The sequence below is a fragment of the uncultured Tenacibaculum sp. genome (assembly GCF_947495995.1).
GTDB lineage: Bacteria > Bacteroidota > Bacteroidia > Flavobacteriales > Flavobacteriaceae > Polaribacter.
Map to the genome: position 1 here is coordinate 909,051 of NZ_CANMAX010000001.1, position 16,125 is coordinate 925,175.

13 protein-coding genes are annotated in these 16,125 nt (G+C 32.0%); 5 read left to right on the forward strand and 8 right to left on the reverse strand.

Features of this window, described 5'->3' with window-relative positions:
* Window positions 1–6: 6 nt before the first annotated feature.
* Window positions 7–1,068, reverse strand: coding sequence for a hypothetical protein (locus tag Q1A15_RS04150; RefSeq protein ID WP_299619211.1), 1,062 nt, complete (start codon window positions 1,066–1,068; stop codon window positions 7–9).
* Window positions 1,069–1,152: 84 nt separating this feature from the next.
* Here Q1A15_RS04150 and Q1A15_RS04155 point away from each other — a divergent pair, with 84 nt between their 5' ends.
* Entirely contained in the window at window positions 1,153–2,172 is a 1,020-nt protein-coding gene (locus tag Q1A15_RS04155; RefSeq protein WP_299619214.1) for an energy transducer TonB, read from the forward strand.
* A 51-nt stretch (window positions 2,173–2,223) separates the two neighbouring features.
* Entirely contained in the window at window positions 2,224–2,793 is a 570-nt protein-coding gene (locus Q1A15_RS04160) for a nucleoside monophosphate kinase (RefSeq protein WP_299619217.1), read from the forward strand.
* A gap of 139 nt (window positions 2,794–2,932) precedes the next feature.
* On the opposite strand, the gene dprA is transcribed toward Q1A15_RS04160, so the two are convergent.
* Entirely contained in the window at window positions 2,933–4,030 is a 1,098-nt protein-coding gene (gene dprA / locus Q1A15_RS04165; RefSeq protein ID WP_299619220.1) for a DNA-processing protein DprA, read from the reverse strand.
* A 99-nt stretch (window positions 4,031–4,129) separates the two neighbouring features.
* Here dprA and Q1A15_RS04170 point away from each other — a divergent pair, with 99 nt between their 5' ends.
* A complete protein-coding gene (locus Q1A15_RS04170; protein ID WP_299619223.1) occupies window positions 4,130–5,050 on the forward strand; it encodes an SPOR domain-containing protein in 921 nt (306 codons plus the stop codon).
* Window positions 5,051–5,119: 69 nt separating this feature from the next.
* On the forward strand, window positions 5,120–5,632 hold the full coding sequence (locus Q1A15_RS04175) for an acyl-CoA thioesterase (protein ID WP_299619226.1): 513 nt from the start codon (window positions 5,120–5,122) through the stop codon (window positions 5,630–5,632).
* Here the strand turns inward: Q1A15_RS04175 and Q1A15_RS04180 are convergent.
* The 6 genes from Q1A15_RS04180 to Q1A15_RS04205 all read right to left on the reverse strand — a co-directional run bounded on the left by Q1A15_RS04180 (window position 5,610) and on the right by Q1A15_RS04205 (window position 12,344).
* Window positions 5,610–6,671: an AI-2E family transporter gene (locus tag Q1A15_RS04180; protein WP_299619229.1), complete on the reverse strand. Its 1,062-nt coding sequence runs from the start codon at window positions 6,669–6,671 to the stop codon at window positions 5,610–5,612. The genes Q1A15_RS04175 and Q1A15_RS04180 overlap by 23 nt on opposite strands.
* The gene (locus Q1A15_RS04185; protein WP_299619231.1) at window positions 6,671–7,831 is read right to left on the reverse strand and encodes a peptidoglycan DD-metalloendopeptidase family protein; all 1,161 of its coding nucleotides are present in this window, start codon (window positions 7,829–7,831) and stop codon (window positions 6,671–6,673) included. The genes Q1A15_RS04180 and Q1A15_RS04185 overlap by 1 nt, the downstream gene beginning before the upstream one ends.
* A gap of 47 nt (window positions 7,832–7,878) precedes the next feature.
* Entirely contained in the window at window positions 7,879–8,652 is a 774-nt protein-coding gene (locus Q1A15_RS04190) for a DUF4292 domain-containing protein (RefSeq protein WP_299619233.1), read from the reverse strand.
* A 3-nt stretch (window positions 8,653–8,655) separates the two neighbouring features.
* The gene (locus tag Q1A15_RS04195; RefSeq protein ID WP_299619236.1) at window positions 8,656–9,546 is read right to left on the reverse strand and encodes a hypothetical protein; all 891 of its coding nucleotides are present in this window, start codon (window positions 9,544–9,546) and stop codon (window positions 8,656–8,658) included.
* A gap of 61 nt (window positions 9,547–9,607) precedes the next feature.
* Window positions 9,608–10,624, reverse strand: coding sequence for a sugar phosphate nucleotidyltransferase (locus Q1A15_RS04200; protein WP_299619239.1), 1,017 nt, complete (start codon window positions 10,622–10,624; stop codon window positions 9,608–9,610).
* 61 nt (window positions 10,625–10,685) lie between these two features.
* Window positions 10,686–12,344 carry an ABC transporter ATP-binding protein gene (locus tag Q1A15_RS04205; RefSeq protein ID WP_299619242.1) on the reverse strand — a complete coding sequence of 553 codons (1,659 nt, stop codon included), beginning with the start codon at window positions 12,342–12,344 and terminating at the stop codon, window positions 10,686–10,688.
* 188 nt (window positions 12,345–12,532) lie between these two features.
* On the opposite strand from Q1A15_RS04205, the gene Q1A15_RS04210 reads away from it, so the two are divergent.
* Entirely contained in the window at window positions 12,533–16,003 is a 3,471-nt protein-coding gene (locus tag Q1A15_RS04210) for a S8 family serine peptidase (RefSeq protein ID WP_299619244.1), read from the forward strand.
* Window positions 16,004–16,125: the final 122 nt, after the last annotated feature.

Sequence of the window (16,125 nt, forward strand, 5' to 3'; positions counted from 1 at the left end):
AAAAAATTATCGCATAGTTACATCTTCGTAATTTCGTCTTACAAAATCTAAAGCACTTTCAAGAACTTCTCCCATATTTTTGCTTTTTTTGAAAGAGATATCTTTCGTAAAATCATGAATCTGCATTTTTAGCTGTTCTATATTTGCATCATTAGAAATTTCATCATTTTTCATACAAAAAATCAGTTCATTCAAACGATCTTCAGAAGATAAAATACGCTTAGCTACAATCGATCTTTCTTCTAGTTTATATTGCTCAATAGAATTTTCTTGAAGCTTATCTCCTACCAATTGTACCATCGGGTAATTTTCCTTGAAAAACTGCGGATAATACACTTTGAATTTTCCTTCAAAACATTGCTGATCAAAGTCAATTGCTCTAATTTTATACACCACACTATCAAAGTCATGAGTAGGAACAATCACATAATTGTAGGAACGCATATCACCTAACAAACGAATCATACAACGTTCATTAAATTTTACAAACTCTTTGGCAATTTGAGATTTTTGAGGCTCAGTACAACTTGGTAAAATTTCTTTAATAAATGTATCTCCAGGAATTCCGGCAATATGTTCTTCAATTAAAGTGTCTTTATACACCAAGAAGTTGAGGTTATAAGGAGATAAAATATGCTCTAATTCTAAACCATAAACACGTGAAGCATCTGTTTTCTTTACGTAGAAATAGGTGTAATTATCATTTAAAACATTTCTCACTTTCACACGGAAAGGTTTCGAGTTTCCGAAAGTACAGTAATCAACAGCATCGATATTTAAATATTGAATGTTGTCTTCGTTACCGTTGGAGTGTAAAATGTTGTAGACTTTCTTTAAGCTTAAATCAATTTCTTGTCGATCGAATTCAGAAAAATAAACACGTACCCAAAGTGTATCTTCATCGTTCTTGTCGTACACAACAACAGAACCTTGAAAACGGAGTAAATCTTCATAAAAAATCGGAATCTTAATATTTCTGCTGTGTTCTATCAAGTAATCATTTAGAAAGTGATTGATAGGAAAAGCAGGCTTTTTTTTCGACATTAATTTTTCTTCAGAGTGCTCCATTGGGGTGTTTTTTTCAAATGTAAGTATTTTAAATGAAGAATTTTTGGAATAGTGTTTGTTGCTAGAACGAAAAACTACAAGACTATGAAAAACTACAGAATTACAATTCCCAAACCTTGCCATGAAGATTGGCAAAAAATGACGCCAAATGAGAAAGGACGTTTTTGTGCATCATGTACAAAAACAGTGGTTGATTTTACTAAAAAATCAACAAAAGAAATTCAAGAATATCTCACTGAAAATAAAGGAAAAAGAGTTTGTGGTCATTTCTACAGAAAGCAATTAGATTCCATAGTAATTCAACTCCCAGATATTGTTTTTAATACGAATTTATCATTTCAAAAACTGTTTTTTCTAGCGCTACTTATTGTGATGGGAACTACATTATTTAGTTGTAAAACGGAGCAAAAAACTCAGAAAATAGAGAAAGTAATGTTGATTGATAGCATCACTAAAGTTGAAAAAACAATAGATTCCTTAGCAGTTTTCAATCCGAAAGATTCTCTTAAAACGAAACCTACTTTTTGTCCTTCGCCTCCAGAGAAAAAAGATGATGTTGTAATTCTAGGAGATTTACCAATTCCAGAAAGTGGAGAGATTGTTGTTGAAACTACAGGAGATGTTGTCGAAATAAATTATGTTGAAAGAATAGACGAAGTTTCTAAGTTAATTGACAATTTGAAAGAAGAAGATGAAATAGAGCCTGTAGTTGGAATTATAACTCCTGCAGAAGAAAACAAAGAAAAATTCTACTCTTTTCGTTTTGTAGATAAACAACCAAGATTTAAAGGTGTTGTTAAAAGAGCAAATGAAACATGGGAAAAGAACTTTGAACGAAAGATAAATGAATTTGTAATAAAAAACTTTGATTTTTCAACTACTGAAAACTTAGGATTATCCGAAGGTAAAAAGAAAATGTTTACTCAGATTACAATTGATACTTTAGGTAATGTAACTAATATTGAAACTAAGGCACCGCATCCTACGCTTAAAGAAGAACTCAAAAAATTGTTTGAAAAACTACCTCGATTTATTCCAGGAAAACACAACGGAAAAAATGTAAGTATTCGCTATATAATTCCAATAACCTTTATGGTTGAATAAAGCATTTATAAGTACATTTGTAGATAAACAATTGAAATAGAAATTAAAAAGATGAAAATTTTAATCATCACAGGACCACCATATTCTGGAAAAGGAACACAGTGTGAAATTTTAAAGAACCTTTTAAATTATAAACACATTTCTACAGGAGATCGTTGTAGACTAGAAAAAGAAAATGGAACTGACATCGGTAAAGAATTATCCAAATATGAAAAGAAAGGAGATTTAGTTCCAGATGAAATTATGAAAACATTATTCAGTCAAATTTTAGATGAAAACAGATCTGAAGAAGGAATTATCTTAGACGGTTATCCGAGAACAATTCCACAAATGGACGATTTATTGGCTTTAGTTTCAGAAAAAGGATTGAGTATTGAAAAGGTAATTGATATTGAAGTTCCGAAAGAAGAATTACTACTTCGAGCAAAGAAACGAGCAGAAACTTCAAATCGAGAAGACGATAAAGATCCTGAAACACATTTGAAACGAATTCGAATTTTTGAAGAAACAACAAAGCCAGCGATTGCTTATATGAAAACAAAATTAGTGGTTACTACTTTTGATGGTATGGGTAATATTCAAGAAATTACGAATAGAATTCAAGAGAGTTTGATGTTATAGGCAATGTTGAAAATAAGATCTTTTATATGTCAGGTCGAGCGCAGTCGAGATCTTTTTTACTAATAACTCTCTATTGAATAGATAGAGATGAACAAGATTTCGACTGCGCTCAGTCTGACACTTGACTTGAAGTTATATATTACACCTCAAACATTTTTCCTGGTAAAGGTTTTATAATACCTTTTAATTCCATTTTTATTAATAAACCTGATAATTTGTATACAGGTATTTCACAATCTACAGCGATAAGATCTAATAATTGTTTTCCATTCTTTAATAAATAATCATACACTTTTTGTTCTATCTCGCTTAAGGTTACAAATAATTCCGTTTGCTTAGCAACAGGTTGTTCTTTTACATCCCAATTCAGCATTTTTATAATATCATCAGCTGAGGTTAATAAATGTGCCTGATTTGTTTTTATTAAATTATTACAGCCTTTACTGTAATAGTCACTCGTTTTTCCAGGTACAGCAAAAACATCACGATGATACGAGTTAGCAATATCAGCCGTGACTAATGCTCCTCCCCGCTCAGCAGATTCAATAACAATTGTTGCTTTCGATATACCTGCAACGATTCGATTTCGTTTTAAAAAATTTTCACGCATTGGTTGTTCGTTATGCCAGAACTCTGAAATTAATCCACCATGATCGATAATTTTCGGAAGAAACTGTTTGTGTTTTTTAGGGTAAATCTCATTCAAACCGTGTGCAAGCACAGCTATCGTTTGTAAATTATGATCCATTGCGGCTTGATGCGCACAAATATCAACACCATAAGCAAGACCGCTTACAATTAAAGGATCGTAAACAGCAATTGATTCAATTAAATTGCGACAAAATTCTTTTCCATAGTTTGTCATGTTTCGAGTTCCAACAATAGAAATAATACGATCTGTATGCCAATTTAAATTTCCATCATGAAAAAATAACAACGGTGCATCCTGACAATTTTTTAAGTTCTTCGGATAATCTTCATCAAAACAATATGAATATTGGATGTTATGCTTCTCAATATAGTTGAATTCTGCTGCTGCAAGTTTTTGAGTTTTTTCAGAAAGTAGATTGTTAATGGTGTACTCTCCTATTCCATCGATTTTAAGTAAAGACGATTTTTTTTCTTGAAAAATTTGTGTTGCAGAGCCTAGTGTGCGTATCAATTTTTTTGAAATAATGTCACCAACGTTTGGTGTTGACTGTAAACGCAATACAGCCAATAGTTCTTTTTCTAGCATTTTCTTTTTCTTAAATTAGAAGGCCAAAAATTAAAAAATATGACCTACTAAACACAAATATACTTTTTTTAAATCAACAAAAAAGCTAACTTTGTACTTATGATGATGAGAAGCTACATAAAGGAATTGTTATATCGTTACGATTGTGTGATCGTTCCGAACTTTGGAGGATTTGTATCAAATACAACTAATACACAATTAGTTGATGGAATTTTTTATCCACCTACAAAGAAGATTTCTTTTAATGCTCAATTGCAACATAACGATGGTTTATTAGCTAATGAAGTTGCTTCTGTTTTAAATATTTCTTTTGAAGAAGCTGTTGCTAAAATTTTAGAAACAGTTGCAGAATGGAAAGAAACGCTTAAAGAAAATACTTTAGAAATTAATGAAGTTGGATCTTTAACTTTAAATGAAGAAAGTCAATTAGTATTCAAACCTAATACAACTACAAATTTCTTAACAAGCTCATTCGGGTTTTCACCAGTGAATTACCCAGTTATTGAGCGTGTTGAAGAAAAAGTAATTCCTTTACCAACAGTTACTTCTTTTGATGAAGAGAAAATGACTGAAGAGGAAAAATCTACTAAAAAGCCATTTAGAATTGTTAAGTATGCTGCAGCAGCTGCTATTTTAATAGCTGGTACAGTTGGTTTACAACAATTCAATAAGAATAATAACAACAATGCTATTGGTGAACAAAACCTAGTTGAGGAAAAAATTCAGCAAGCTACTTTTGTTATTGACGATCAATTGCCAACAATTAGTTTAGATATTGCTAAAGAAGATAGCGATGCTACTGCTTATATTATTGCTGGAGCTTTTCAATTAGAAGAAAATGCGCGTAAAAAAATTACTGAATTAAAAAGTAAAGGTTACGATGCTAAAATTCTTGGTAAAAACCAATGGGGCTTAACACAAGTTTCTGTCGGTTCTTACGCTTCTAAAGATGCTGCTAAAGAGGTAATTGAAAAGGTTAGAGAAGAAGCTTCTAAAGATGCTTGGATTCTTGTAAAGTAATTCCGATATTTTTTTTATTAAACTTTAAATCCATTGTGGGTTTAGTTATCTTTGCGGGAAATTTTAGAAATGGAAGCTAAAACCCCACAACAATCACGAACAGTACTTACAGATCTTGTTTTACCAGGAGAAACAAATTATTTAGATAATCTTTTTGGTGGAGAACTATTGGCTCGTATGGACAGAGCTTGTAGTATTGCTGCACGCCGTCATTCACGCAGAATTGTTGTAACAGCTTCTGTAAATCATGTTGCTTTTACCAAATCTGTACCTGTAGGTAGTGTAGTTACTTTAGAAGCTAAAGTTTCTAGGGCTTTTACATCGTCTATGGAGGTTTTTGTAGATGTTTGGATAGAAGACCGTCAATCTGGTGAAAAAACGAAAGTAAACGAAGGTATTTACACATTTGTAGCCGTAGACGAAACAGGAAAACCTGTGCCAATTCCAAAAATTAATCCAGAAACTGAATTAGAACAACAACGTTTTGACGGAGCTTTACGTAGAAAGCAACTAAGCTTAATCTTAGCTGGTAAAATGCAACCTAAAGATGCTACAGAGCTTAAAGCTTTGTTCGTCGACTAGATTTATTTGTTATTTCATCTATTTCTCCATTTTCTGAGAGCATAATGGCTATAGATCTTGTTTTTTCAAACTGAGAGAAAACAATAATCATAATTACGGTAATTGGTACAGAAAGTACCATTCCTGTAATTCCCCAGATTTTGCCCCATACAGAAAGTGCGAGTATTGTTACAAGCGGACTTAAATTTAAAGATTTACCAAACAAGCGAGGTTCGATTACATTTCCTACAACTACTTGAATTATTCCAACAGCAACGGTAATAATTAAGAACGGAGTAAAATCTCCAAACTGCAATAAACTAAATATTGCAGGGAAAAGTGTACCTATTAACGAACCTACGGTCGGAATATAGTTTAATAAGAAGATTAGAAAGGCCCAAAACGGCGCACTATCTACTCCAACGAAAAGAAGTACAAAGTAGCTTAAAATACCCGTTAAAATGCTTACATAGGTCTTTAATCGTAAATAATTAGAAATAGAATCTTCTATTTTATCAATCATCGTTTGAATACTCTCGTAATTATTATTTCTACTGAAGACCATATAGATCTTTTTTACAAAAGAACGTTCTTCAAGAAATAAGAATAAAGCATAAATGATAATCATAAACGTGTCTCCTAATATTCCGCTTACACCATTGGCAACATCACCAAGAACAGATCCGTAATTAAAATCACCAACAACAGATTTTATCGATGTTAAAAGATCTACATTCAAATAATTACCTAGACCGTTGATAATCTTCTGAATATTAGGTTCGTATTTTGTGTACGATTCGGTAACATTAGTAACGCTATTCGTAACAATTTCCGAAACAAATCCAAAAGCTAAAATGATGATTGTAAATACTAAAATATTGCTAATCCATTTAGGAATAAACTTTTCTGCAAAAGGAATTTTATATATAATTTTTCTAATCTCACGAGTAAAAAACCAGAAAATAACCGCAAAAATAAACGGGATTAAAATGCCTTTACCTATAACCAAAATAGCTATAATAGCAGTGGTAACAATAATAAAATTAGAAGCTCTATTCATTAGTTAGATCTTATCCATTTTGCTGGATCGAGTTTAGTTGTGTTTTTATTTAAAACGAAAATTAAATCTGTTTTTCCTGTTACTTTATTTGTAAAAACGGTTCCTAAAGATGTTCCTGTAGTTACACTTTGTCCGTTTTTCACAAATACAGTTCGTAAATTAGAATATGTCGTAATGTAATCTCCATGCTGTACCATTACACTTTTTGTTCCCTTATCAGACTTTGTAATACTTAGTACTTTACCATTAAAAACACTTTTCGCAGCAGCACCTTTCTTCCCTCTAATATGTAAACCTGTTCCGTTAATTGTAATCGACTTAAATGTTGGATGCGGTTGAACACCAAACTTTCTCGTTACAACTCCGTCTATAGGCCAAGGAAGACTTCCTTTGTTTTGTTCAAACTTGGCTTTTAAATTTTTCTCGGCTTTTGTTAATAAGAACTCACCTTTCTTAGCTTTTCCTTTTTTACCTTTATTTGCTTTGGCAATGGCAGCTCTAATGATGCGATCTATTCGTTTAGCAACAGCTTTTTCTTCTCTGATTTTTTTATTTAACTGACGCTTGTATTTACTTTCTTGATTTTTAATTTTACTTACTAATTCCTCCTGCTCCTCTTTTTCATTTTCTATTCTCTTTTTCTGAGTAGTTTCGGTATTAATAAGTGATTTTTTCTGATTCTTCTTTTTCGTTAGAGAATCATTTAAGCGTTCAATATCTTTAGTCTTCGTAATTATTTTCTGAGCCTGTTTCTTTCTGAAACTCTTGTATTGCTCAATATATTTAATTCGCTTATAAGCTTGTAAAAAGTTTTCTGAAGACAATAAAAACATGGTTTTACTTTGTTGCGACTTGCTTTTGTATGATTTAAAAACCATATCTGCATAATCAGCTTTTAAAGTAGAAAGTTCTTTATTGTTAGATGATATTTTTTTTTCGTTTTGCTTTATTTCTTTGTTTAATTCTTCGGTTTCTAAACGAATAGTTTCAATTAACTGTTCACGAACCGTTATTTTCTGACTTAAATCTTTTAAGTCGTCTAAAGCATTTGTTTTTTCTTTTTTAGTTTCAAAAAGTAACGTATTGATCTTTTTGATTTCTTTATTAATCTTTTTACGGCGTTTTTCTAGCTCTTTTCTTCCTTGAGCATATGAAGACATGCTAAAGCAGAAAAAACTTAAAAGAGATATGTAAAAAAAGCGTTTCACTATAGTTCTATTTCTTTATATCCAGAAGGAATTCTGAATGGCATTTCAAGATTTGTATTAAAATTAACCGATCGAACATCTATGCTAATATTAGTAAATTTATCTTTCTCCTTAGCTGTTATTGTTGTTTTCTTAGGGAAAAGAAATTTTCCTTTTTTAATATAATCTGCGTAACTAATGTCTAATCGTTGTGCTTTTAGTTCATTAACTAAATGCTGTTTTTTTAATTTATAGTGATTAGGGTTTATTTGGTAAAAGATATCGAATAACTCCAATTGTTTTTTTGGATACAATTGATAAGCATTATCAATAATAGTAACCTTTTGCTTGTTTTTCGATATATCTAGAACGGCCTGACCTAGCAACATATTTTGAAGTTGTGTGAAATTAACATCAAAACCAAGTAATTCTTTTAGCATAGAAAAATCTCCTTCAAAATAATTCTTTTTGTACGGAGAGTAAAAACTAACTTTTTCTGGAGTAATTTTAGCTTTAAAAACAGTGATTAATTTTGTTCCTTTTAACCAAATTACTTCGTCTTTTTTGATTCTCATTTTTACAGAGAAACCAATATTTTCCTTTTTGTCTTTATACTTAACTTTAAGTTTAGCATCGATTGTTTTTCCATCAAAATCGGCAGACAAATGCTTTTTAACAACTCTTCTTGCAGATAACTCTTTAATTGCTGTACTATTGGCAGCATCTTTAGTTGTTTTACAAGAAAACAAGGTAGATAGTGCCAAAATGAGAAGTATCCCGTAAGTTTTTTTCATCGATTACTTAATTTTTTTCTGGTATTTATTGATGTTTTTATTGTCACCAGTACCTTTATAAGCTCGTAAAAGCTCTTTATAAAAACGTTGTTCCATTTTTTGGTCATCAATCACAAAATCAATACCATTTTTAAGTGTTGTTATAGCTTTTTTAAATTCTTTGTTATTATTTAACGCAAGTCCGTTCATTAAATACACAAAAGGTTGTGCAGGAAAAAGTGTTAATCCTTCTTCACTGTAAACCAAAAGTTCTTTACTGTTTTCCTTTTGTAATTTTTGTAAAAGATTACTCAGGTTTGTAAACGTTTTGTTCTTTTTAAAGGCAGATTCTAAACCTTCATTTTTAGTAGTAATTGCTGCAGTTCTTTTTTTACTACTTCTTTTATCTAAACTACTTTTTAATGCTCGTAGTCTGCGATTTAATAATTTAGCTTCCGATAATTCGTCAAGTAACTTTCTAGCTTTAGTTCTGTTGTTATCCATTAAGTACAAGAAAACTAATTCCTGTTTCTTTTTAGGGTACTTCGCTCCTATTTTTTGTTGAATTTCTATAGCTTTATTAAAACGACCAGATTTACGATAGATTTTAACCAAATGCTCTTGAATCCATAGATTTTCTGGATCTTTTGCTAAAGACTGATTTGCATACGTTGTTGCTTCAGGAATCTTTTTTAATAGCAAATAGTTCTTAGAAAGTTCAAATAAAACAGCTTTTTCGTTCGGAACTAAAGCATTACATTCTTCTAGTTTTTCTATGGCTTTTTGATGTTTATAAATCGCTTTTAATGTTATAGCATCAAAAAAAAGGCTTTCAAATTCTAAAAGTTTTTTTTCAGAAATTGAAGCTTCAAGAACCAAGCTGTCTTGCGCTTGTATTGTTGGTATTATAAACAAAAAAGAGAGTAGAAGACTTAAGTATATAAGTCGATAGTTCCACTCTCTTTTCAATGTTTTTTTATGTAAGTTCTGTATAATCACCTATACTTATTGATGTAAATTTTCCATTAAATTTAGCAAAATTACCAATCATAGCGTTATCAAAATTGGCATTACTTATTTGTACGTTGGTTTGGATTAATGAATTACTTATAGTTGCGTTTTCTACTACACTGTTTTCACCAATAGAAACATAAGGTCCTATTTTAGTGTTTTTTAGTACTACATTTTTTCCAACGTAACAAGGTTGAATAATTTCTGAATTTTCTAAAACAACATCTTCAGAAACTAAGTTATTTCCATCGGCTTGTTCAAAACCTAAAACCTGCTTGTTTGTGTCTACAGTAGGATCTTTTTTACCGCAATCCATCCAAGCATCAACTTTTCCAGGTATAAATTTAGCACCTTGTTGCTTTAAAGATTCTAAAACATTTGTTAATTGATACTCATTATTTTCTTTTAAGTCGTTATCAATTAAATATTGAATTTCTTCTTTTACCTTATCTCCGTCTTTGAAATAATAAATTCCAATAATTGCAAGATCAGATACAAATTCCTTTGGCTTTTCAACAAAATCAGTAATAAAACCATCATCTAATTTTACAACACCAAAAGCGCTAGGATCTTCAACTTGTTTCACCCAAATAGCACCATCTGCATTTGTGTCAAGTGTAAAATCTGCTTTAAATAAAGTATCAGCATAAGCGACAACACATGGTCCGCTTAACGATTCTTTCGCGCAATAAATTGCATGAGCAGTTCCTAATGCTTCTTCCTGAACATAAACAGAACCTTTTGCACCCAAATTGTTAGCAATTTCAATTAGTTTATCTTTAGTGTCAGATGGAAAACCTTTTTTAGCCGGACCAATAACAAATGCAATTTCTTCTATTTGTTGATCGATTACCTTGCTAATATCTTCTACTAAACGTTGTACAATAGTTTTACCTGCTATTACAGTTAATGGCTTTGGAGTTGTTAATGTGTGTGGTCTTAATCTAGAGCCAACACCAGCCATAGGAACAATTATCTTCATTTATATTTTTCTGTTTATTTACAATCGCAATATACTATATTAATTTCTTTTGTTAAGCGAGTTAAATTCCTTTAGGAATAGCATTAATAAGTGTTTTTGTATATAGTTTTTTAGGGTTTTTATAAATATCATCTGCGTCTCCAATTTCTTCAATTTCGCCTTTGTTCATTACGATAAGTTGATCGGACATATATTTAACTACAGCTAGATCGTGAGAAATAAATATATAAGTGAAATTGTATTTAAGTTTTAACTCATTTAATAAATTTAAAATTTGAGCTTGAATGGATACATCTAATGCTGAAACAGATTCGTCACAAATAAGTAATTTTGGTTGTAAAGCAATTGCTCTTGCAATACCAATACGCTGACGTTGCCCTCCGGAAAATTCATGAGGATATCTATCAAAATGAGAAACATCTAAACCAACATTTTTAAAAAGTTCTAATACATAAGTTTTTCTTTCTTTGTTGTTAGAAAGTATGTTATGAACTATCATAGGTTCTAAAATAGCTTCACCAACTGTCTTTTTAGGGTTTAATGAAGAAAAAGGATCTTGAAAAATGATTTGTATAAGCTTTCTCATTTTTTTCAATTCTTTCTTTTCAAGTAGTGTAATGTCTTTTCCTTCAAAAAATATTTGACCAGCCGTTGCTTTTTCTAATTGTAAAATAGTGCGGACTAACGTGGTTTTTCCACAACCAGATTCTCCAACCAAACCTAAAGTTTCGCCTTCATAAATTGAGAATGATACATCATTTACAGCTTTAACAATATTTGGTTTTGAAAATAAAAATGAATCAGAAATAAATTCTTTCTTTAAATTTTTAACTTCTAAAATAGGAGAGGAGTTGTATATTTTTTCATGATAAGCTTTTCTTTCTTCAGTTGTAAATTCTTCATTTTTAACAGTGTTTTCAATAAAGTCATTTACTGTTGGAAGTTTCTTTAAGCGGATATCTTCCTTAGGTTTTGATCCGATTAAAGCTCTGGTATAATTTTCTTTCGGATTTTTAAAAACTGAAACAGCATTTCCTTTTTCAATAATTTCTCCTTTATACATTACAACAACATCATCCGCAATTTCTGAAACTAAATTTAAATCATGAGAAATGAATAAAATACTCATTTTTGTTTCAGATTGTAATTCTTTCAGTAACGCAATAATTTCCTTCTGAACCGTAACATCTAAAGCAGTTGTAGGTTCATCTGCTATTAATAATTTTGGTTTACAAGCAATAGCCATAGCAATCATTACACGCTGTTTTTGTCCACCACTAATTTCATGAGGATATGAATTGTAAATCTTAGATGGTCTAGGTAATTTTACCTTTTCAAATAGATTTATTACTTCTTCTTTTATTTGTTTTTTAGATAAATAGGTATGGATTTTTAAGATTTCCGCAACTTGTTTTCCACAAGTCATTGTTGGGTTTAAAGAACTCATAGGTTCTTGAAAAATCATAGAAATTTCATTACCTCTATATTTTCGAAATTCTTTTTCGGATAATGTTAAAAGATTTTGATCTTGAAATAGAATAGATCCAGTATGATTAGCACTATTCGGTAGCAATCCCATAATGGCTAATGAGGTTAGTGATTTTCCACTACCGCTCTCTCCTACGATACCAAGAATGCTGTTTGATGAAATACAAAAGTTAATTTTGTTAATTACTTTAATTCCTTTGAATGAAATTGAAAAATCCTTAATTATTAACATATAAATTGACTTTAAAATGGGTTTTTGTTAAAAAAAGAGGGTTAACTCTATCTATTTTAAATAATTAACCTGATTTTTTTTGGATTAGATCAAAAAAAAATTATATTTGGCCCACTATTAACAAAATTTTAAGGATTTATTTAGGTTATTTTAACTGTGAAATCCTTATACTTTTTAACCCTTCAAAAATGAAAAACAATTACTGTACAAAGTTATTGCTTTTCGCTGGATTGTTGTCTCTTGGATTTCAGTCTAATGCGCAAAACAAGAAGCAAATTGAACAGATTCGTAGTCAGTATAACCTGACGAAACTTCAAAAAATAGAGAAATCTATTGAATCTAAGGAAAATTTACAGAGAAAAGAAGCTGTTAAAATCGCAAAACAGCAAGGATGGGAAACTTCTATTACAACTAAAGATGGAGTTTTCTTACAATTACAAAAAGTAATAGACGGAACCCCAGTTTATTATAAAACATTTAACGTTGATGCTGCAAGATCTACAAGAACAAATCATTTAAATAATGGAGGTTCTTTAGGATTGAACTTAATGGGACAAGGAATGACAGCTCACGTTTGGGATGGTGGTATCGCAAGAGCATCTCACCAAGAATATGATGGAGCAGGAGGAAACAACCGTTTCTCTGTAGGTGATGGAAGTTCTACTTTAAATTTCCATGCGGCTCACGTAACTGGTACTATTATCGCTTCTGGCGTACAAGCAGATGCTAAAGGTATGGCACCACATGCAAGTGCTGTTGGTTATTTTTGGGATAACGATCAATCTGAAGCAACTAGTGCTGCAGCAAGCGGAATGTTAGTGTCTAATCACTCTTATGGTTTTGCTGCTAGAAATCCTAATACAGGACAAGTTCAATTACCTCAATACTTCTTTGGTGGATATATTGATGAGTCAAGAGCTTGGGATGAAATCTTATTTAACGCACCAAACTATTTAATGGTTGTTGCTGCAGGTAACGATGGAAATGATAACACAGCAAACTCTAACCCAACTGGAGGTTCTGGATGGGATAAGTTAACAGGGCATTCAACTTCTAAAAATAATTTAGTAGTTGCGAATGCACAAGATGCAAACATTGATGCAAATGGAAATTTAATTTCTGTATCTATTAATAGTTCAAGTAGTGAAGGTCCTACGGATGATTTCCGTATTAAGCCAGATATTACAGGTAATGGTACTGGAGTTTACTCTACTTACCATAATAGTAATAGTGCATATAATTCTATTACAGGAACGTCTATGGCGTCTCCAAACGTGGCAGGTTCTTTATTATTATTACAACAACATTATAACAATGTGAATGGTAATTTCATGAGAGCTGCTACTTTGAAAGGTTTAGCACTTCATACAGCTGATGATGCTGGAGCTTCTGGTCCAGATGCTGTTTTTGGATGGGGTCTTTTAAATGCTAAAAGAGCTGCTGAAACTATTACAGCTAACGGAGCTGCTTCTAAAATTGAAGAATTAACTTTAACTGCTGGTCAAACATATACAATTACTGTAGATTCAGATGGAACTAGCCCTTTATTAGCTTCTATTTCTTGGACTGATAGACCTGGTACTGCTGTTACTACAGTGAATTCAACTACTCCAGTTTTAGTTAACGATTTAGATATTAGAGTTTCTAAAGGAGGAACACAGTTTTTACCATATGAGTTAACTGGACCAACTACTAATGCAAAAAGAGATAATAATGTAGATCCTTACGAAAGAGTTGATGTAAGCAATGCTTCAGGATCTTATACAATTACAGTTACGCACAAAGGAACATTAACTGGTGGAAGTCAAGCATTCACTTTAATTGTTACTGGAGTAACTGGTACACCTGCTGTTTGTAACGCTACTACTCCAACTGGAGTTAATGTAAACGGAGTTTCTCAAACGGGAGCTACTGTAAATTGGTCTGCTGTTGCAGGTACTACTTATGATGTAAGATATAGAGTAGCTGGAACTTCTTCTTGGACTACAACTGCTGTTTCTGGAACTTCTTTAGATTTATCAGGATTAACAGCTGCAACTCAATATCAAGTACAAGTTCGTAGTAAGTGTCCTGATGGAACAAATTCTTCTTACAGTTCTTCAACTACATTTACAACAAGTGCTCCTGCAGCTTGTCAATCTTTACCTTATAGTGAGAGTTTTGAATCTAACGATGGATGGACTCAAGTTGGTGGTGATGATGGTGACTGGGTAAGAGATAGTGGTGGAACTCCATCAAGTACAACAGGACCAAGTTCTGGTGCAGATGGATCTTTCTATATGTTCTTAGAGGCATCTACAAACGGAAGTACAGGTCAAATTGGAAATAATGCTACAGCTATTTTAGAAAGTGGATGTTTCGATTTATCAGGAAAATCTTCTGCTGCATTTACATTCCAAAACCATATGTATGGTACAGATATGGGAAGTTTAACAGTGCAAGCTTCTTCTAATGACGGAGCTTCATGGACAAATATTTGGACACAGTCTGGCAACCAAGGAAATCAATGGAATAGTGTTTCTGTAGATTTAGCTAGTTACTTAGGTTCAACAATTAAATTAAGAATCGTTGGTACAACAGGAAATGGATGGAGAAGTGATGTTGCTATCGATAACTTAGGATTAACTGCTGAAGATGCAGGGTCTGATACTCAAGCGCCTTCTGCGCCTTCAAATGTTCAGGCTTCAAGTATTACTAAAACTACAGCTACTGTTAGTTGGTCTGCTTCTTCAGATAATGTTGGAGTTACTGGTTACGAAGTTTTCCAAGGATCAACAAGTTTAGGAACTGTTACAGGTACTTCTGCAAACCTTACAGGTTTAACTGCAGATACATCATATACAATTTCGGTTAGAGCTCAAGATGCTGCTGGAAATCAGTCAGCTGCTGGATCTGTAACATTTACAACTGAAAGCGATACACCGGCTCCTGTTTCTTATTGTGCATCTAGTGGTAATAGAACACAATTTGAATGGATTGATAACGTTGAGTTAGGTGGAATTGCTAATGCTACTGGTGCAGGAAGTGGATATTCAGACTTTACTTCACAAGTTGGAACGTTAGCAAGAGGAAGTTCTAATAGTATGATTGTAAGCGCAGGTTTCTCTGGTCAAGCATATACAGAGTTCTGGGCTGTTTGGATTGATTTCAATAGAAACGGAACTTTTGAAGATAGTGAAAAAGTAGTTTCTGGATCTTCTTCTAGCGCAAATAACCTTTCTGCTACCGTAGCTGTGCCTTCTGATGCTGTTTTAGGTCAAACTAGAATGAGAGTGTCTATGAAGTATAATGCAGCACAAACTGCTTGTGAGAGCTTCGCAGACGGAGAAGTAGAAGATTATACAATTAATATTGTTGCTTCTACATCAAGTTCAAGTTTGTTTGCAACATTTAGTGATGCAGATGCGTTAGGTAATGAGGATGCGATAAGTGTTGCAGCATATCCTAACCCAGCAACTAATTTTGTTCAGGTTAAATTAAGCTCTAGAGATGCTGTATTAAGTTCTTATACAATTGTGAACACAATTGGTCAAACTGTTCAAAAAGGAGTGTTAACTAGCGAAAGAATTGATATTTCTAAGTTAAACTCTGGTGTATATATATTAAAAGTTAATGATACACAGAAAGAAATAAAAACACTTAAATTGGTTAAAAGATAAAACCCTTCAATTATTTACAACCAATCATAAAAGCCCAAACAATTGTTTGGGCTTTTTTTTATGTTCTTAAACAGAAAAACAGGATAAACCCCTATTTTACAGTGTGCTGTGGTTTTTTCTGA

Coding starts and splice junctions, on each gene's coding strand:
- Q1A15_RS04150 (WP_299619211.1), bottom strand. CDS start 1,068: ATGGAGCACTCTGAAGAAAAATTAATGTCGAAAAAAAAGCCTGCTTTT.
- Q1A15_RS04155 (WP_299619214.1), top strand. CDS start 1,153: ATGAAAAACTACAGAATTACAATTCCCAAACCTTGCCATGAAGATTGG.
- Q1A15_RS04160 (WP_299619217.1), top strand. CDS start 2,224: ATGAAAATTTTAATCATCACAGGACCACCATATTCTGGAAAAGGAACA.
- dprA (WP_299619220.1), bottom strand. CDS start 4,030: ATGCTAGAAAAAGAACTATTGGCTGTATTGCGTTTACAGTCAACACCA.
- Q1A15_RS04170 (WP_299619223.1), top strand. CDS start 4,130: ATGATGATGAGAAGCTACATAAAGGAATTGTTATATCGTTACGATTGT.
- Q1A15_RS04175 (WP_299619226.1), top strand. CDS start 5,120: ATGGAAGCTAAAACCCCACAACAATCACGAACAGTACTTACAGATCTT.
- Q1A15_RS04180 (WP_299619229.1), bottom strand. CDS start 6,671: ATGAATAGAGCTTCTAATTTTATTATTGTTACCACTGCTATTATAGCT.
- Q1A15_RS04185 (WP_299619231.1), bottom strand. CDS start 7,831: ATGTCTTCATATGCTCAAGGAAGAAAAGAGCTAGAAAAACGCCGTAAA.
- Q1A15_RS04190 (WP_299619233.1), bottom strand. CDS start 8,652: ATGAAAAAAACTTACGGGATACTTCTCATTTTGGCACTATCTACCTTG.
- Q1A15_RS04200 (WP_299619239.1), bottom strand. CDS start 10,624: ATGAAGATAATTGTTCCTATGGCTGGTGTTGGCTCTAGATTAAGACCA.
- Q1A15_RS04205 (WP_299619242.1), bottom strand. CDS start 12,344: ATGTTAATAATTAAGGATTTTTCAATTTCATTCAAAGGAATTAAAGTA.
- Q1A15_RS04210 (WP_299619244.1), top strand. CDS start 12,533: ATGAAAAACAATTACTGTACAAAGTTATTGCTTTTCGCTGGATTGTTG.